Annotated in this window: 14 protein-coding genes and 1 other annotated feature; of the genes, 9 read left to right on the top strand and 5 right to left on the bottom strand. The window is 35.1% G+C overall.

Annotation, left to right across the window (positions count from 1 at the left end; all coding sequences use genetic code 11):
- Positions 1-359 precede the first annotated feature (359 nt).
- Together BN2390_RS10130 and BN2390_RS10125 are read left to right on the top strand one after the other, a co-directional pair.
- Positions 360-686 carry a hypothetical protein gene (locus tag BN2390_RS10130; RefSeq protein ID WP_053984240.1) on the top strand — a complete coding sequence of 109 codons (327 nt, stop codon included), beginning with the start codon at positions 360-362 and terminating at the stop codon, positions 684-686.
- Positions 687-728: 42 nt separating this feature from the next.
- Positions 729-1,172: a metallophosphoesterase family protein gene (locus BN2390_RS10125; RefSeq protein ID WP_053984239.1), complete on the top strand. Its 444-nt coding sequence runs from the start codon at positions 729-731 to the stop codon at positions 1,170-1,172.
- A 72-nt stretch (positions 1,173-1,244) separates the two neighbouring features.
- Here BN2390_RS10125 and BN2390_RS10120 read toward each other — a convergent pair whose 3' ends face one another.
- Together BN2390_RS10120 and BN2390_RS10115 are read right to left on the bottom strand one after the other, a co-directional pair.
- Positions 1,245-2,894 carry a hypothetical protein gene (locus BN2390_RS10120; protein ID WP_053984238.1) on the bottom strand — a complete coding sequence of 550 codons (1,650 nt, stop codon included), beginning with the start codon at positions 2,892-2,894 and terminating at the stop codon, positions 1,245-1,247.
- A gap of 142 nt (positions 2,895-3,036) precedes the next feature.
- Complete coding sequence (locus tag BN2390_RS10115; protein WP_053984237.1) at positions 3,037-5,649, bottom strand: cation-translocating P-type ATPase; 2,613 nt, start codon at positions 5,647-5,649, stop codon at positions 3,037-3,039.
- 373 nt (positions 5,650-6,022) lie between these two features.
- On the opposite strand from BN2390_RS10115, the gene BN2390_RS10110 reads away from it, so the two are divergent.
- Entirely contained in the window at positions 6,023-6,679 is a 657-nt protein-coding gene (locus tag BN2390_RS10110; protein WP_053984236.1) for a DUF2238 domain-containing protein, read from the top strand.
- A 41-nt stretch (positions 6,680-6,720) separates the two neighbouring features.
- Here the strand turns inward: BN2390_RS10110 and pepT are convergent, their stop codons facing one another.
- Positions 6,721-7,953, bottom strand: coding sequence for a peptidase T (pepT, locus tag BN2390_RS10105; protein ID WP_053984235.1), 1,233 nt, complete (start codon positions 7,951-7,953; stop codon positions 6,721-6,723).
- Between the two features lie 138 nt (positions 7,954-8,091).
- Here pepT and BN2390_RS10100 point away from each other — a divergent pair, with 138 nt between their 5' ends.
- Complete coding sequence (locus tag BN2390_RS10100; RefSeq protein ID WP_053984234.1) at positions 8,092-9,996, top strand: ABC-F family ATP-binding cassette domain-containing protein; 1,905 nt, start codon at positions 8,092-8,094, stop codon at positions 9,994-9,996.
- 133 nt (positions 9,997-10,129) lie between these two features.
- Here BN2390_RS10100 and BN2390_RS10095 read toward each other — a convergent pair whose 3' ends face one another.
- Positions 10,130-11,482 carry a sodium-dependent transporter gene (locus BN2390_RS10095; RefSeq protein WP_053984233.1) on the bottom strand — a complete coding sequence of 451 codons (1,353 nt, stop codon included), beginning with the start codon at positions 11,480-11,482 and terminating at the stop codon, positions 10,130-10,132.
- A 207-nt stretch (positions 11,483-11,689) separates the two neighbouring features.
- Here BN2390_RS10095 and rpsA point away from each other — a divergent pair, with 207 nt between their 5' ends.
- From rpsA to BN2390_RS10070, 5 genes are all read left to right on the top strand, one after another.
- Positions 11,690-12,856, top strand: coding sequence for a 30S ribosomal protein S1 (gene rpsA, locus BN2390_RS10090; RefSeq protein WP_053984232.1), 1,167 nt, complete (start codon positions 11,690-11,692; stop codon positions 12,854-12,856).
- Positions 12,857-12,992: 136 nt separating this feature from the next.
- Positions 12,993-13,634 (top strand): HAD family hydrolase, encoded by a 642-nt coding sequence (locus BN2390_RS10085; RefSeq protein WP_053984231.1) that lies wholly within the window; start codon positions 12,993-12,995, stop codon positions 13,632-13,634.
- 9 nt (positions 13,635-13,643) lie between these two features.
- On the top strand, positions 13,644-14,765 hold the full coding sequence (locus BN2390_RS10080; RefSeq protein WP_053984230.1) for a hypothetical protein: 1,122 nt from the start codon (positions 13,644-13,646) through the stop codon (positions 14,763-14,765).
- A gap of 23 nt (positions 14,766-14,788) precedes the next feature.
- Positions 14,789-15,000 (top strand) — a binding site (T-box leader).
- Positions 15,001-15,053: 53 nt separating this feature from the next.
- Positions 15,054-15,254, top strand: a complete 201-nt coding sequence (locus BN2390_RS10075; RefSeq protein ID WP_053984229.1) for a hypothetical protein — start codon at positions 15,054-15,056, stop codon at positions 15,252-15,254.
- A gap of 127 nt (positions 15,255-15,381) precedes the next feature.
- Complete coding sequence (locus tag BN2390_RS10070) at positions 15,382-18,024, top strand: valine--tRNA ligase (RefSeq protein WP_053984228.1); 2,643 nt, start codon at positions 15,382-15,384, stop codon at positions 18,022-18,024.
- 62 nt (positions 18,025-18,086) lie between these two features.
- Here BN2390_RS10070 and BN2390_RS10065 read toward each other — a convergent pair whose 3' ends face one another.
- Entirely contained in the window at positions 18,087-19,457 is a 1,371-nt protein-coding gene (locus BN2390_RS10065) for a citrate/2-methylcitrate synthase (protein ID WP_053984227.1), read from the bottom strand.
- Between the last annotated feature and the right edge of the window lie 134 nt (positions 19,458-19,591).

The following is a 19,591-nucleotide window of genomic DNA, read 5'->3' as shown; positions in this document are numbered from 1 at the left end:
AGAGATTATATAGCAATATAAATTGATTATAAAAGGAAGTAGAGACTTCTTGTAAAGTTGGCTAAAAGGAAAATAACTTTATAAAATGATAACAAAAAAGCATCAATAACTAGATAAAATGTATAGAGAATAAGTTGTAAAGGCAAAATGTATAAAAAGAAATATAGAATGTATTCATAATTACTAAAAGTGACTTTTATGATGGGACTATATAACTGTATATATGCTCAATGTTTATTTCAGAAAATAATGCAATTTGCTAAAAAATAGCTTTACAAAATTTGGAAATAATAATACAATAATAAATGACAAAAGGGTAAATTATGAGAAGAGTTTTAAAGGGGAAAGGAGTGGTAAGTATGACAACACATATGGATGCTTACACAATTTTATATCAAGCAAAAGAACAACTTACAGACAATGACCATGTACGTCAAATGGTAGAGGAAAAGATAGGTGGAAATGCTGAAAGTTTTTTAGCACAAATGGATGAAAATAGTATGCGTGACTTGGCAGTAGCAGGGCTTGAGGCAGGGATTAAGCAAATACGTTACGAATATCCACCAAGTGTATCTAAACGCATGCAAAAGTATTATTATCAAAATAAAGAAACATTATTAGAAGCTTTTTCACATAATGTGAAAGCATGTGTGACAAAATGGGATGAAGAAGCTGTAGAAGTATGAGATAATGGTTTCAAATGACATAAAGGAGCAAAGACTCATAAGATGAAAATTGGTATTATATCAGATACTCATGGCATATTAAAAGAAGAAGTTATTCATACATTATCAACCTGTGATTATATTTTTCATGCAGGAGATGTAGGAGATCAAGAGATTCTTAGGCAACTAGAAAGTATAGCGACTACTTATGCAATTCAAGGGAATAATGATAGCGATAGTTTAGGGTTAAAAGAACGATTAGAGATTGAAATAGCAGGCTACCAATTTTATATGGTACATGACTTAAAGAGTGAAAAAATATTGCCTAAAGGATATGATTTTGTAATCAGTGGGCATTCCCATCAATTTGATTTACATTACTCAAGTAAAACTACTTGGATCAATCCAGGTGGATGTGGCAAGAGACGATTTGGATTACCACTCACAATGGTACGCTTACACCTTGAAGAACAAGTTCATATAGAACTTTTAACACTATCTAAGTAACACTTCCTAAGAAAATAACTTAACTTATATAGATTAAAGGGACTCACCAGTAATAGGTGAGTCCCTTTTGAATTATTTAATAGACAGTGCTAAGTTATCAAATTCTACAAGATCTACATTGCCTTGACCATAGTCATCGTAAAGTAGTGTAATAGAATCTCCTACTTGAGTAAGAGGAAGTTCTTTTGAAAGAGCAGAATTAGTAATGAACACATTATTTGGCATGGTATCAATAGTGAAGTAGTAGTAGGTATTACCGCTTTGAACATCTGCATTAAAGCGTGTAATAATCCCTTTTGCTTCAAGGTGTGTTGCTTGATTACCAATGTTAATTTGGTTGCCCTTTGATTTGAGAGCTTCTTGATAACTACGAAGGGCTTCTTCTTTGTTTTCTCCAAGGCCTACTAAGCTATAATCCTCAACAGAGACAAAGGAAACCATTTTAATAAGTCCTGCTTTATCTTTTAAAGACATAACATAAGTTGGCTGTCCTAAAATGTTATACATAACAGGGAAGGTAGCGGTATAACCTTTTTCTTGTACTTTACCTTCAGCTGAACGCATGGCTGCAACCTCTGTTGCACCTGGTTGTTTGTAGAGTTTAGATTCTTTTGTACGTGTATCTACAAGCATAAAGCCAATAGTAGATTCATCTGCTCCAGAAGAAGTAATTCCTGTGTACCAGTAACTTTTACCATCTTCACCATATACAAGTGACATGCCTGTTGTTGGAACGAGTACATTAGCTTCTGTAATCACAGCATTTAAGAAACCTTCTACATAGACACCCCAGTCGCGGATTTGTGAACCAATGAAACTTTCAGGTTGGATACGATCAATCCAAGTTGGTGCATCTTCAATGCTATAAGATGCAATTTCTCCTGTTGTGGCATTAACTGTAGCAACACCTACCGCATCACTTCCACCGAAGCCAATTTTGTGGTCATAAAGTGTGACAACCCAATAAGGTATACCATTATCATCAATTTCGAAAGTGAAATCAGTAAGGCCTATATTGGTATGGCCGTTTAAGTAAACATGTCTTGCTAAATCTTGATGTAAATAAGCATCTGGTTGATAAACAATTTTAACAGGCTGTCCATCTAATTCTTGAACAAAACGAACATCTTGTGGGTTAGTTGCAGAAACCATAATATAACCTGTTGTACCACCTAAGTTAGTAAGCCATTTAATGGTATCACGGTGCACAAGAGGTGCAACCCAGTAAAGTGAGCCGTTAACACTTTGAATATGGAACTCGCCAAGTTTTGAAATACTACCAAGAGCAGGTACTTCACCGATTTTTTTATCCCCAAGACGAATAGCTGTCTCACGGTCTACAAGGCGAATATCTGCTACGCTGACAGGGCTAATGTCAGAAGTAAACTGACTTTCTTGTACAGTACCTAAAAGTTCACGATATTTACTAGAGTGAAGAAAAGGTGCTGAAAGGACGAAAGGCGCCGCAACGGTTACAATGATGGCAAGTATACCAATACCAAAGAAGAGTTTGGCAAGCTTAGGTACATTGAAGAGAGAGTGATCACCTTCAACTGTAATTAAACTTGGTCCTTTTAAAGAGAAGAAGCCGAGCAATAATGCGATACCTGCTACAAACACATAAAGTGATGTAAAACGAGGATTAAAGACAGGTAATTCAACGTAAATGTACGCAAGTGCACCTACTAAAACAAGTAGGTATCCCCATAATTTTCTTTTCATCTAAGATCTCCTTTCAATTTGAGGTCTAAAGTTATTATATCAAAAATATATAAACTAATTATGTAATAATAAATAAAAGAGCCTCTAGACTTAGGCAGTGCCAAAGTTTAGAGGCTCCTATATAATGAAGGTTATTTTTTTGCTATTTATTTTTCATAACCATTTCACGGATAAATTTATAAACTTGAATGATTAAGGTTGGCATAAATGCTAAACCATAAATGGTGAAGACTTGATTCATTGTAAGTGGTGCAATAACAAATAAATCTTTAACACCTGGTATAAAGAGTACAGCATTTAAAAGTAAGAAACCAAGAACAAAAGCACCTACGCTATATCTATTAGAGAATAGTCCAAGATGAACAATTGACTTTTTACCACGACAGTTAAAACCGTGGAATAAACGACCAAGACATAAGGTTGCAAAAGCCATTGTACTTGCATGAGCTGGTGTTACTTCTAATCCTATATAATAAGCAATCATTGTAAATATACCAATGATACTACCTTCTACAAGGATACGCATTAAGAAGTCTTTAGATAAAATAGAAGCTTTAGGATCACGAGGTTTTTGTCTTAATAAATCATCATTAGCAGGTTCCATACCAATTGCAATAGCAGGTAAGCTATCTGTTACTAAGTTGATGAAGAGTAAGTGAACAGGTGCAAATGGCATTGGAAGTGCCATTAAAGAGGTATATAAAACAGCTAATATACCAGAGGTGTTACCAGAAAGTAAGAACTTAATAGCATTCTTGATATTTGTATACACATTACGTCCATTTGTAATGGCTTTAACAATGGTTGCAAAGTTATCATCAGTTAAAATCATAGCAGCAGCATCTTTTGAAACTTCAGTACCTGTAATACCCATGGCAATACCGATATCAGCCTTTTTAAGAGCTGGTGCATCATTTACACCATCACCGGTCATAGCAACAATCTTACCTTTTCTTTGCCATGCATCAACGATACGAATTTTATTTTCTGGTGAAACACGTGCATAGACTGCAATATGCTCAAGTTGCTCATCAAGTTCAGTGTCTGTCATTTTATCAAGCGTTTGACCTTCGATTGCTTTATCATCTGGTCCAAGGATACCGATTTCTTTAGCAATAGCAGAAGCTGTTACACGATGGTCGCCTGTAATCATAATAGGTTTGATACCAGCAAGGCGCGCATCTGCTACAGCAGCTTTAGATTCTTCACGAGGTGGGTCAATCATAGAAATGAGACCGAGGAAAATATAATTGCTTTCATCTTCTAATGTAAGTTCTTTCTGAGCATCTAAGACTTTGTAAGAAAATGCTAGGACACGTAGACCGTTTTCAGAAAGGGATTGATTTGCAGCAGTAATCTTATCCATATCTTCTTCTGTAATCGGACGAATGCCAGAAGCAGTAGCGATATGTGTTGTACGTCCAAGGAGAACATCTACTGCACCTTTTGTAAACATAAGATATTGTTCATCAATATGATGGAGTGTTGTCATTAATTTTCTATCGGAGTCAAAAGGTAATTCACTAAGACGAGGATATTCATTTCTAAGTGAAATTTCACTAAGTCCTAGACGACCACCTAAATTAACAAGGGCAACTTCTGTTGGATCACCAATTTCTTGCCCACCTTGATTGGTAGAGTCATTAGCCAAAATAGCATTTTGGAGAAGAATACGTCCAAGGCCTTTTGTATAATCTAGAGATTCACCATCTATAAGTGCGTGGTCAAGATATACTTTTTTAGTAGTCATTTTGTTTTGCGTTAATGTACCTGTTTTATCAGAACAAATAATAGAAATACTTCCTAAGCTTTCAACTGCTTTAAGTTCTTTCATGATGGCATTTTGTTTAGCCATCTTTTGAGTGCCTAAAGCAAGTACAATGGTTACAATAGAACTTAAAGCTTCAGGAATAGCAGCAACAGCAAGTGCAACAGCAAACATTAAAGAATCAAGTACTGGCACTTTTCTATAAATACTGAGTGCAAATACACCTGCACAGATAATAAGAATAATAAAAGCAAGTTTTTTGCTAAAGTCATCAAGGTTTGCTTGAAGAGGTGTTTTCTTTTGTTGTGTTTGGTTCATTAAAGTAGCAATTTTACCAATTTCAGTTTGCATACCCGTAGCAGTAACAAGGATGATTCCACGTCCATAAGTAACAAGAGAGCCAGAGAAAACCATATTCACTTGGTCACCAAGTGCAAGTTCATCTTTTTCTACAGCATCAGTGATTTTAGAAACACTTTCAGATTCACCTGTTAGTGAGCTTTCATTTACCTGTAGAGAATAACTTTCAAGTACACGACCATCAGCAACAATCAAATCTCCTGCTTCTAAAAATAGAATATCACCTGGAACAATTTCACTTGAAGCAAGTTCCATTTTAGAGCCATTACGGATGACCTTTGCAGTAGGTGCTGAAAGGGCTTTTAAGCTACTCAGAGATTTTTCAGCTTTAAAGTGTTGGACTGTACCTAAGATCGCATTTAAGATAATAACTGCAAAAATAACAATTGTACTTTCCACATTACCAGAGAGCATTGAGATAATAGCGGCAGCAATTAAAATGATAACAAGTAAATCTTTGAATTGTTCAAGAAATACGATAATACCACTTTTCTTTTTGCCCTCTGAAAGAGCATTGGGGCCGTAGGTTTCAAGTTGCTTTTGTGCCTGGTTTGTTGAAAGTCCTTCTAAAGAAACATTAAATTCATCGAGTACTTTAGAAGTTGGTTGGTTAAAATACTTATTCATAATTTCCCTCCTATGAGTGTTTAATCTATGAAAAAAGGTACAGTAATAAAAAAAGACCTTTAATATAATCTCCAGTTAGTATCACCTGAAAATCATATTAAAAGTCTTGTAACCATGAGATGGTATATATCACCAGATTGCAAGCAATCGCGATTGTTGATGATATATTTTAACTACTCCCTTTTAACATTTTATAAAATCCAAAAATGAATTTTATAAATAATATATAATATTTAGTTAAGATGATTATAGTTACAAATAAAGTTTTTGTCAATGATAATTTTAAAGTTTTATTTAAAATAGTGATGAATAAATAGAAGGATTTAATTCATAAGATAAGAATAAATAGAATAGAAAGCATAGGTAGAACAATATGTGGTTTATTTATAGTATACGTATTTTGCTTATCTTAAATTTAGTTGTTCTAGGACTTATAGGACAGTGGTTGAATATGGTTATTATTACTTCAGTCATTGCTATTACCTTTATACCAGAAGTATTAAATAAAGTATTTCATATACAACTGACGAAATTTATGAGGAACTTTCTTGTGATCTTCTCCATGTTAGCGCAGTGGGGAGGGACCTATTTAAGAGCGTATGATTATATAAGTTGGTGGGATATTTTCTTACATGGCCTCTCAGCAGTATTGGTAGTTATTGCAGGCGTAGTCCTTTTAAGACTTATAGATCCAGAATTTATATTGTTTGAGAAAAGACAGTATAAGGTCATTGGCTGGTTCCTATTTATGACTGTATCTGCAAGTGCAGTCTTTTGGGAAATCTGCGAATTTGTTGGAGATACCTTCTTTGGGACAAATGCTCAGCTGGGAAGTTTAGTAGATACCATGGAAGATATGATTATATGTGTTGTTATAGGGGGGATTTTTGTACCTATAGTAGCTTGGTCTATTAAATATGAAAAGGATAACTTGATTATGCGCCAGCTTAAAGCCTTTCAAGCACTTAATACAAGTCAAGAAGTTGGTGAAAGATGTAGTGTGCTAATAATAGATTCTAAAGAAGAATAAAAAAGAGTGCGCCATAAACTTTATGCGCACTCTTTTTAAAATTAATTTTGGGTACTAACTTTTACGATTTCTAAGATTACTTTATAAGCGGCAATGAGCTCACTTGCGACTACGAATTCATAGCGGCCGTGTCCATTATAAGTACCTGTAAAGAAGTTAGGTGTAGGAAGTCCCATGAAGGAAAGTCTTGCACCATCTGTACCACCACGGATTGGATCTGTATTTGGTGTAATACCTAGGTTTTGGAAAGCTTTTGTAGCAAGTTCCATAACGTGTGGATGTTGGTCAATAATTTCACTCATATTGTAATAGCTATCTGTGAGTGTAAGGGTAAAGCTACCTTCACCATAACGTGCGTTCATTGTAGCAACAACTTCACTCATTTTTTGTTTGCGTTGTTCAAAGATTTCTTTACTGTGGTCACGGATAATATAATCCATGGTTGTAAGATCTACAGAACCTGCTAAATCATGAAGGAGGTAGAAGCCTTCAAAGAGCTCTGTCTTTTCAGGTACTTCATCGGCAGGAAGTAAGCTATGAAGTTCATAGGCCATAAGTAAACTGTTTTTCATCTTATCTTTAGCAGCTCCAGGATGAACACTTACACCTTGTACAACAATATGTGCAGAAGCAGCATTGAAAGTTTGAGATTGTAGCTCAGGCGCACCACTACCATCTACAGTATACGCAAAGTCACAACCAAATTTAGCTACGTCAAAGTGATCAGCACCATGACCAACTTCTTCATCAGGTGTAAAGCCGATACGGATTTTGCCATGAGGAAGCTCAGGATGATTTATAAGGTGCTCGCAAGCTGTTAAAATAGCGGCAATTCCTGCTTTATCATCTCCACCTAAAAGAGTTGTACCATCTGTTGTAATAAGTGTTTCACCTATTTTTTCATTTAAGACTGGAAACTGAGTAGGAGAAAGTTTAATATTTTCTTTTTCATTAAGAAGGATATCGCCACCTTGATAATTCTCTACTACTTGAGGTTTTACACCTTTTCCTGTAAAGTCTGGTGCTGTATCCATATGCGCAATAAAGCCAATAGTAGGAAGGACCTTGTTTGTATTAGCAGGTAATGTAGCCATAACATAGCCGTACTCATCTAAAGTGACTTCTGTTAAACCAATTTTTTCACATTCTGCTTTAAGCTGTTTAGCAAATTCGATTTGTGTAGTTGTGCTTGGAAAGGTTGTACTCCGAGAATCAGAAGTTGTATCCACTTTTACGTAGTCTAAAAAACGTTTAATGACAGGTTCGTTTACCATATTTTAATCCCAGCTTTCTTTAGTAATATAATTAAATCCAATTAAGAAAAGTATATCACATATTACAAAAACAATGCAAAACAAGTGGAATATGCTATAATAGGGATATCATTTTAAGAAGTGAGAGCGAGGAAAAATATGATTTTATTAGCAGCAACGGATATACGTAAAGTCTATGGAGAAAAAGTTATTTTCAATCAATTATCCTTAAGTATCCATAGTGAAGATAAAATTGGTTTAATTGGGATTAATGGGACAGGTAAATCCAGTCTCCTTAAAATATTAGCAGGATTTGAAACAGCAGATGGAGGAGATCTTGTAACTTCTAATGAGTTGATGATAGAGTATCTTCCTCAAAATCCATACTTTGAAGAAGATGCCACAGTGATTGAACAAATCTTTAAAGGGACATCTAGATTTATGCAAGTTCTTAAAAATTATGAAGAAACATCTGTAGCTTTAGAAAAAGATCCAGATAACACAAAGCTTCAAGAAAAGCTTCTTAGTTTAACAACTGAGATGGATGCAGTAGATGCATGGCAGGCAGAAAGTGAAGCTAAAGCAATCTTAACTAAACTTGGTATTACAGATTTCAATCAAAAGGTTGGCAACTTATCAGGGGGGCAAAAGAAGCGTATAGCTTTAGCGGGTGCCCTTATTCGTCCTTGTAACTTACTTATTATGGACGAGCCGACTAACCATTTAGATAATGATACCATCGATTATTTAGAAGAAATCTTAAAAAATAAAAAATGTGCCGTTCTGATGGTAACCCATGACCGTTACTTCTTAGATCGTGTAACCAATAAAATTGCAGAACTAGAAGATGGTAAACTTTATACTTATGATGGGAACTATGGAAAGTACTTAGAAATCAGTGCAGAACGTGCCATCATGCAGCAACGTTTAGAAGAAAAACAAAAAACACTTTACAAGCAAGAATTAGAATGGATGCGTAAAGGGGTAGAGGCACGTCGTACAAAGCAAAAAGCGAGACAAGATCGCTTCCACGAACTGAAAGACAATATGCAATTTAAACAAACAGATAAAATGGATATTGGTCTTGCAACTTCTAGACTTGGGAAAAAAGTCATTGAGATGGAAAATGTATCTAAAGCCTTTGGAGATCGTATACTGATTCGTGATTTTACTTATAACTTCATTAAAGGTGAGCGTATTGGAATTATTGGGAATAACGGTCTTGGTAAGTCTACGTTACTCAATCTGATTACAGGTGAGCTGACTCCTGATAGTGGCGTAATTGAAATTGGCGAAACGGTACGCATTGGTTACTATAGTCAAGAGAGTAAAGACATGGATGATAGCATGCGCGTTATAGATTATGTCAAAGAACGTGGAGAGTACGTACGTTCTGAAGATGGAAGCTTAGTATCTGCAAGTAAAATGCTTGAAAGATTCTTATTCCCTTCTCATATGCAATATACACCGATTGGTAAACTTTCAGGGGGAGAGAGAAGACGTCTTTATCTACTGGGTGTACTTATGAACGATGTGAATGTTCTCTTGCTGGATGAGCCGACTAATGACTTAGATATTCAAACTCTTCAGATCTTAGAAGATTATATTGAGCACTTTAATGGGCCTGTGATTGCAGTATCTCATGATAGATACTTCTTGGATCGTATTTCTGATAAACTTTTTGTATTTGAAGGAAATGGAGTGATTCGTGATAGTGTTGGTGGCTACTCAGATTATATTGCTTATCGTAAAGAAGAAGTAAAAGAAGCCAATTCGTCTATACAAGAATCTAAAGCAAAAGCAGATACATGGAAGAAAAATACTCAAACAAAACTTAAAATGAGTTACAATGAAAAAAAAGAATTTGAATCTATAGATAGTGATATTGAAAATCTAGAGTTAAAGCTTGAAGCATTAGAAGCGGAAATGGTGAAAGAAGCAAGTAACTATAGTAGATTAGGTGAGCTTATGGCCGAAAAGGAAAATGTAGAACTTGCATTAGAAGAAAAGATGGCACGCTGGGAATACCTAAATGAGCTGGATGAGAAAATTAGAAATCAATAAGCGTTACTAAAGACTATTTATATACATTTACAGGTGTTAACAATAAAAAGACTACTTACTAGTTATGAGAAACACTCATAACTTATGTAAGTAGTCTTTTTTTGCTATAGTCTACCTTATCTGGTAGAGGCTTTTATAAAGAAGTGATAATAAGTACGACGATCATAGGTGGGATAACCCATTTAAGAAGACCGAAGAAGAATGGACCTTCTGCACTAGATTTGTAAATACCATCACTTGTAAGTTCATTTTCCATTTTGATATATTTCCAGAACCATGTTGCAACAATTGCAGTAAGTGCGCCTGTAAGAGGAATAGTAATATTATTAGTAATGTAATCAAGAAGTCCGAAGATTGACATACCACCTACAGTGAAACTTGACCATGGACCTTCACCTAAAATGTTAATAATACATCCAAGAAGTACAGCTGCTACAACCACTAAAGTTGCTTTATGACGATTAAGATGTGCTTTTTCCATAAGGCATGTAATAATAATTTCGAAGATTGAAATCATAGAAGTAATAGATGCTACAATAACAAGTAGGAAGAAAAGTGCCCCGAACCATCTACCACCTGGCATTTGATAGAATACTTGTGGTAAAGCTTTGAAAATAAGAGATGGACCAGCTGCTGGAGAACCACCATATGTAAATACTGCTGGGAAGATTAATAACCCAGAGAAAAGTGCAATAATTGTATCTGCAATAACAACTTGACGAGATACGGCACGGATATTTTCTGACTTAGGAATATAGCTTCCGTAAGTTGCTAAGAGTCCCATACCTAAACTAAGTGAGAAGAATGCTTGACCAATAGCAGAAATAACTGTTTTTGGTGTAAGTTCACTAAAGTTAGGTTTGAATAAGAATGTTACAGCTTCTTTGAAACCATCTAAAGTCATTGAATAAAGGATAAGTCCAATAAAGATGACAAAAAGGACAGGCATAAGAATTTTTGAGTATTTTTCTACACCATCTTTGATTCCTGAGAAGTTAATGAATCCTGTAGCAAGAATAGCTACAACTGCACCTAAGATTGGCCAGATAATGTTTTGATTCATTGTGGCGAAGACCATATCAAAGTGGTCAGCTACGTTCATCCCTACTTGAACATCGTAAAGTCCACCTGTGAGTGAAAGGAAGAAGTAATAAATTACCCATCCTGCAATCATTGCATAGAAAGTTGCTACTAAGAATACTGTCCCCACAGCTAAGTAGCCTACAATATTAAATTTTTTGTTGTTTGTTACTTTAGAAAATGCATCTATCGCATTACTTCTTGCATTACGACCTATTGCAAATTCTGTATAGATAAGAGGATATCCCATCAGGATGGTTGCTAAAAGATAGACAACAATAAAGGCACCTCCACCATTTTCACCGGCCATATATGGGAATTTCCATATGTTTCCTAACCCGATTGCCGACCCCGCGGCTGCTGCTATAATCCCTAATTTACTTGAGAAAGAATCTCTTTCATTCACAATCTCCACCTTCTTTCTTTTGTTCAGTTTGTTTACTTTTGTAAAGTTATTATGTGAATTAGGTATGATTATACAGAAAGATGTATTGGAGCACAATTTAAAATGCTATTTTTAGAATAGCAAGTTTATTTTGAATAAATTTCGGACTATATTTTTGTTTGTAAAATGTGTATAATAAGAAAAGATGGTAAAAAGGAGGATTTAAAGATGGATGAAAACAACTTAACAATGGCAGACTTTATGGATGAAATTGATAAATCAATGGTACGCATTCGTAAAGGCGATATTAAAGAAGCAACAGTTGTATCTGTTGAAGATGCTGGAATTATAACGAACATAGGTACACATGCAGATGCAATCGTATCTTGGAATGAATATAGTTATGAAGAAGTAAATAAAGAAGATGTACAAGTTGGTGACAAATTCGATGTACTTGTTTTAAATACAGATGATGGTGACGGCAATATTATTGTTTCTAAAAGACGTGCAGAGTCTGAAGTAGCTCTTGAAAACATTGAAGAGCTTTACAAAACTCATGCACATTTTACTGTAAAGGTAAAAGAAGTTGTTAAAGGTGGGGTAATTGCTATACTTCAAGGTATGCGTGCATTCATACCAGGTTCTCAACTTACTGATACTTATGTAGAAGACTTGGCACAATTTGTAGGTCAACAAGTTGAAGTTGAAATTATCGAATTTAATGCTAAGAATAAAAAAATCGTTCTTTCAGGAAAAGAAATTGCAAAAGCAAAAACTGCCGAGCTTAAAAAAGAACGTTTTAATAGTATTGTTGAAGGTGAAAAATACACAGGTACAGTTACAAAACTTATGCCTTATGGTGCATTTGTAAATATTGGTGGTGTAGAAGGGCTTGTACATAATACAGACCTTTCTTGGACACGTATCAAACATCCTTCAGATGTAGTGAAAGAAGGAGACAAACTTCAAGTAACAGTGATTAGTATTGATCATGAAAAAGGAAAAATTGCACTTCGCGCAAAAGATGTTGCAATGGATCCATGGTACCTTGAAACAGCTAACCTTGAAAAAGGACAAATTGTAAAAGGTAAAGTTGTAAAGATGATGAGCTTTGGTGCTTTTGTTTCATTAAGTGATAATGTAGAAGGTCTTGTACACATTTCTCAGATTACAGAAAAACGTATTTCTAAACCAGAAGAAGCATTAGAAATTGGACAAGAAGTAAAAGTTAAAATTATTCAACTTGATAAAACAAACAAAAAAATTGGCTTAAGCATGACAGAAGTTGAAGAAGAAGTTGATCCATCTATGATGGCATACATGCAAGAAGATGAAGAGTCTATTTCAACAATGGGTGATGTTCTTGGAAATGCCTTCAAAGATTTATTTAAATAATAAAGAGTAAAAGTGGGGGTTGTTGATAAACAGCCCCTTTTTGAGTCTTATAGTAAAGAGAGTTACTTTTTTTATGGAGTCATGGTAAACTAGTTGTAGTTTTTATAGGAATGGATGCATAAAAGGAGATGACAAAATGCTTGATAATATAAAATTAGTTATATTTGATATAGATGGTACACTACTTGATTCAGTATGTTTTAACACATTTAATATGAATCGTACTTTAGAAAAAATGGGGTATGATTACCGTGTAACAGAAGAGATTATAAGAAATAACTTAGGTGGTACGGCCGAAGACTTCTATAGAGCTGTTCTAGATGAAAGTTGTTATAGTAATTGGGAAATCATACGTGCAGAAAATAGAGCACATATTAGAGAAGCTATGGCAGAATATGGTCATGCTTTTCCTGGAGTGATAGAGACTTTTAAGACACTTTATGAAGAAGGTTTTACATTAGTGCTTTATAGTAATTGCTCAAGACTTTATTTAGAAGGTGCGCTAGAGGTGACAGGGGTTAAGCCATATGTAGATTATACGGAATGTGTGAAAGACAATGGACTTGAAAAACCAGAACTTATCAAAAAAATATTAGGGTTGTATAAAGGTTTAAATGCACTTATTGTAGGGGATCGTATTCACGATATGGAGGCCGCGAAGATCAATGGCTTACCCTATGTAGCAGCACTCTATGGCTTTGGAAGACATGAGGTAGAACATGCTGCATATAAAATTGAAGCAATAAGTGAACTGATTCCATTATTAATAGAAAAGTAGGGTTGAAGAATGAAATGGTTCCAAAAACTTTTTAATTCATCAAAAATCAAAAAAGAACCTTTTCATGTAAAATATGAAAAGTCAGGAGCAGCTGGTCTAATGGAAGAACTGGATCAGACTGCTACAAAAAAGGAACGCCTGCAACAACATATGAATCGTCTATTGGAAAAGGCGGAAGAACTTAAGGTATATGAACAGTTAGATGAACAAGACCGCAATCAATTGGTTCTTTATGTGGGGCAATATCGCAGTATAGAAGAACAAAAACAACATTTAAAAGGTAGACTCATTAAAAATAATCAAGGACTTAGACGACTTGAAGCCTATGAAGAAGAACTGCCTTACCTTGTAAAAGAAGTGAATGAGACAGAACGTAAAGTAAAAGAGAATGAAAGAGATATCTTTTATTTAGAAGAAGAGAAGGAAGAACTTAAAGAAGAAAGAGAAGCTTTGTTGCAAGGTTACAGCTTTTTAAAAGGTGCAAGCTTTTTCTTTATGTTACTTATGATCTTTATGTTATTTGCAGGTTTTGCTATGTTACAAATGCTAAGAGATAAAATATGGGTTTATCTTTCTGGTGTAAGTATTATTCTTGTATTTGTTCTTTTTGCTATTCTCTTTGCAAAAGAGAAATTAGAAACAGGTCTTAGAAATAATGCTAAATTACAGCAAAAAGCCGTTAAGTATTTAAATAAGGCAAAAATCCGTTATTTCAATAACTATTCCTATCTACAATACCAATTTGATAAATTAGGTGTAGATAGTGCAGCTAAACTGGAAATGTATTATAATCGCTATCTTAAAAATAAAAATAACGAAGTGGAATATAATAAATTTAATCGTGCATTGATGCAAATAGAGTTATCTATTAAGGAAATATTTGAAGGTAAAGCACTTAATTATGAAGATGAGTTTGATCATTTAGAAGAGTGGATAATGGCACCGAAAAAGGCTGAAGCTTATGAGCAAGTAGAGGAAGAAAAGAAAAAAGTATTACTTCAGATAGAAGCGTTAGAGGCTTATGAAGCAGAGCTGTGGAAAGAACTTTTTGTATTAAAAGAAGATCCACAGTATGCGAAAAATATCGAAGAATATATCAGCCTACTTGACAAAGAAAAGCAAGATGCATAAAATGTTAGTAATATCATATCGAAATACATGCAATGAAGAAGAGGAGTATAATAGCCCCTGCGTTTAGAGAGAGAAACTTATAAGCTGAAAGGTTTCTTACGATAAGACTATTAGAAGGTAGCTTTGGAGCACTACTTTTGAAATTTAGTAGAAAGTAGCGGGTAGGCCCGTTATAGCATAAAGAGCCAGTGATAGCTGGAATTAAGGTGGTACCGCGAGCATTTTCGTCCTTAGGAGGAGAATGCTCTTTTTTATTGCCTTTTTGTATTTCGAAAGAGGGGTGGTTTTGTGCAAGCTGTTGGATTTGTATTATTTGTAATAGGCATCATGCTGGTCTTCGCGGCAAAGCGTATTGTGCTTGCCAAAGTCAAACTTGAAAAGCAGGATCAAGAAGAGATGGAAATGCTTGCCCAAGGTGGCGTCATTGCTGTCAAAGTGGCAGGTTTTATTGTTGCTTTAGTTGGTATTTTGTTTTTAATACTCCGTTAAGTAAAAGGTAAAATGACTCATTACTTAATGGTATTCAATGATATGAGCAAGACTTTAAAAATGAAATGATAGAAACAGTGTTAAGTTCAACTTATAAGTTGTGAAAAATAAAAGGAGGTTTATGAAAATGAGTAACTTAGAAAAAGTATATGATCCAAGTACCGTTGAAGAAAGACTTTATAAAAAGTGGATGGATAATGGTTATTTTCATGCAGAAGTAGATAAGGAGAAAGAGCCATTTACAATTGTTATTCCACCACCAAACATTACAGGGCAACTCCACATGGGGCATGCACTTGATAATACACTTCAAGATATTTTAATCCGTTACAAACGTATGCAAGGGTACAACACACTTTGGATGCCAGGAACAGACCATGCAAGTATTGCAACAGAAGTAAAAATCGTTGCTAAAATGGCTGAAGAAGGGATTACAAAAGATGACCTAGGTCGTGAAGGATTCTTAGAAAAAGCTTGGGAATGGAAAGAACAATACGGTGGTACAATCATCGGTCAGCTTAAAAAGCTTGGTTCTTCTTGTGACTGGGAAAGAGAACGTTTCACAATGGATGAAGGTTTATCAAAAGCTGTTCAAGAAGTATTTATTCGTCTTCATGAAAAAGGCTATATTTATAAAGGTTCTAGAATTGTTAACTGGTGTCCAGTATGTCAAACAACTATTTCAGAAGCAGAAGTTGAGCATATGGAAAGCCAAGGTAATTTCTACCACTTACGTTACCCAGTAGTAGGGAGCGATGAATTCGTAGAAATTGCTACAACACGTCCAGAAACATTACTTGGAGATACAGCTGTTGCTGTTAATCCAAAAGATGAACGTTATAGCCACTTAGTTGGTAAAATGCTTAAATTACCACTTACAGATAGAGAAATTCCAGTAATTGCTGACCACTATGTTGATATGGAATTTGGTACAGGTGTTGTTAAAATTACTCCAGCACATGACCCTAATGACTTTGAAGTAGGTCGTCGTCATGATTTAGAAGAAATCTGTGTCATGAATGATGATGGTACAATGAACAACTTAGCTGGTAAATACGCAGGTATGGATCGCTATGATGCACGTAAAGCAATGCTTAAAGACCTAGAAGAACAAGGTCTTCTTATTGCAATTAAACCACATATGCACAATGTAGGTACACATGACCGTTGTAAAACAGTTATTGAGCCAATGGTTAAAGCACAATGGTTTGTACGTATGGAAGAAATGGCTAAACCAGCTATTGAAGCACTTAAAAAAGGGGATTTACGTTTCGTACCAGAACGTTTCGGTAAAACATACCTTAACTGGTTAGAAAATATCCGTGACTGGTGTATTTCTCGTCAGCTTTGGTGGGGACACAGAATTCCAGCTTACTACTGTGAGGAATGTGGTGAAGTTGTGATTGCACGTAGTATGCCAGAAGCATGCACAAAATGTGGTCATACACATTTAGTTCAAGATGAAGATACATTAGATACATGGTTCAGTTCTGCATTATGGCCATTCTCAACACTTGGTTGGCCAGATAACACAGAAGAGCTTCAACATTTTTATCCAACAAGTGTACTTGTAACAGGATATGATATCATCTTCTTCTGGGTAGTACGTATGGTATTCTCAGGTCTTGAGCAAATGGGAGAAGTTCCATTCAAAGATGTTCTTATTCACGGACTTGTTCGTGACTCAGAAGGACGTAAAATGAGCAAATCATTAGGAAATGGTATTGATCCACTTGAAGTAATCAATCAATACGGTGCAGATGCATTAAGACTTACATTAATCACAGGTAATGCACCAGGTAATGATATGCGTTTCTACTACGAACGTGTAGAAGCTAACCGTAACTTTGGAAATAAACTTTGGAATGCAACACGTTTCATTCTTATGAACTATGAAGGTGAAGATAGTAATCTTCAAGTAAGTATTGATGACTTAACAGCTGCAGATAAATGGATTCTTTCAAAAGTAAATGACCTTGCAGTAGAAGTAACAGATAACATGGACAAATACGATCTTGGTATTGCTGTTCAAAAACTTTACGATTTTGCTTGGGAAGAATTCTGTGACTGGTACATTGAAATGGTGAAACCACGTCTCTATAATAAGGAAGATAAAACACGTCATGCTGCACTTTGGACACTTAAAACAGTTATGATTAATGTTCTTAAAATGCTTCATCCATATATTCCATTCATCACAGAAGAAATCTTTATGGGACTTCAAGATCAAGAAGAAAGTATTATGATTTCCAGTTGGCCAGTATATAAAGAAGAATGGCATTTTGCAACAGAAGAACAAGAAATCTCTCTTATTAAAGAAGCAGTTCGTTCAATTCGTAATGTAAGAAGTGAAATGAATGTACCACCTTCAAGAAAAGCTCAAGTATTCGTAGTATCAGAAGATGCTGGTGTACGTGATCTCTTTGAACGTGGTAAAGTATTCTTTGCAACACTTGCTTCTGCTTCAGAAGTAATTATCCAAGGAGATAAAGAAGGTATTGAAGAAGATGCAGTATCAACAATTATTCCAAATGCATCCCTATTCATTCCACTTGCAGAACTTGTAGACTTTGAAAAAGAAATCGAACGTTTAAATAAAGAAAAAGCTAAACTTCAAGGTGAAGTTGATCGTGTAGTGAAAAAACTTTCAAATGAAGGTTTCGTAGCAAAAGCACCAGCTAAACTTATTGAAGAAGAAAAAGCAAAACAAGCTAAATATGAAGCAATGCTTGCTGAAATAGTAGCACGTCTTGAAAAATTTAATAAATAGTTAGAACAACAAAAAAGAGATATCCAATGTAATTTGGATATCTCTTTTTTATTTGTACTATATTAGCGAGCAGTAAGTGCGGTATACTCACGTCTTTCGGCAACGCTCTTATAGGCTGGACGAATGATTTTGCCAGCATTAACGATTTCCTCGATGCGGTGAGCACTCCAACCTGAAATTCTGGCAATAGCAAAGATAGGTGTGTAGAGTTCAAGGGGCAAGTTTAACATGCTATAAACAAAACCAGAATAGAAGTCTACATTGGCACTAACGCCTTTGTACATTTTACGTGAATGGCTAATCACTTGAGGCGCAAGCTTTTCGATACGTGTATAGAAATCGAATTCGTCTTCCATACCTTTAGCTTTTGCAAGTTTAGCAGCATATTCTTTTAAAATGGTAGCACGAGGGTCAGACACGGAATAGACAGCGTGACCAATACCATAAATAAGACCAGCTTTATCAAAAGCTTCTTTATTAAGAAGTCTGGTTAAATAGTCACAAATAGCTTCTTCATCTTTCCAGTCTTTGATGTTCTCACGCATATCTTCGAACATTTTAACAACTTTTAAGTTGGCGCCACCATGTTTTGGTCCTTTTAAAGAACCAAGAGCAGCAGCGATAGAGGAGTAGGTATCTGTGCCAGATGAAGTGACAAGGTGAGTTGTGAAAGTAGAGTTATTACCACCACCATGTTCCGCATGAAGAATAAGAGCTAAATCAAGAAGGGTTGCTTCTAATTGGGTATATTTACTATCAGGTCTTAACATATAAAGGATATTTTCAGCAGTAGAAAGCTCAGGCTGAGGTGTATGAATGTAAAGACTTTGGTTGCTGTGATAATGAGCATAAGCTTGATAGCCATAGACTGCTAAAGAAGGGAAGGTAGCAATTAATTTAATACATTGTCTAAGTGTATTAGTAAGGGAAGTATCATCAGGATTCCCTTCATCATAGCTATAAAGAGCAAGAACACTTCTTGCCATGCTGTTCATAATATCTTTACTAGGTGCTTTTAAGACCATATCTCTTACAAAGTCATCAGGAAGTTTTCGCTTTTCGCCTAATAATTTTTGGAAGTTAGTAAGCTGTTCTTGTGTTGGTAATTTACCAAATAGTAATAAGTAAGTGGTTTCTTCAAAACCAAAGCGCCCATCTGAGAGATAACCTTGTGTAATATCTTCAATGTCAATCCCACGATAGATTAGGTGACCAGGAGCTGGAACAAGCTTTCCATCTTGCTCTATGTAAGAGTTAACTTCACCGATTTCTGTTAAGCCTACAAGTACACCGCGACCATCTAAGTCACGTAAGCCACGTTTAACTGCATATTTGCCAAAAAGGCTAGGGTCAATATAATTGTTCTCCAGGGCTAAAGTAGTAAGTTCATCTAATAAGCCGCAAGAATTAGAAATAGTTTTTGGATCTGCCATAAAATACCCCCTTGAATATTATCTTAATTTACTATAATTAATGTTAACATTTTGAATACTTAGGTGTCAATATGAATAAAAAATGATTATGGGAAAAATAGTAAAGATATGACTAAAATAAGGTCTTAGAGGAG

It is taken from the genome of Niameybacter massiliensis (assembly GCF_001282685.1).
In the GTDB taxonomy this organism is placed as follows: Bacteria; Bacillota; Clostridia; order Lachnospirales; family Cellulosilyticaceae; genus Holtiella; species Holtiella tumoricola.
Note: the sequence above shows the minus strand (reverse complement) of the source record. Positions and strands in the feature narration are given on the sequence as shown.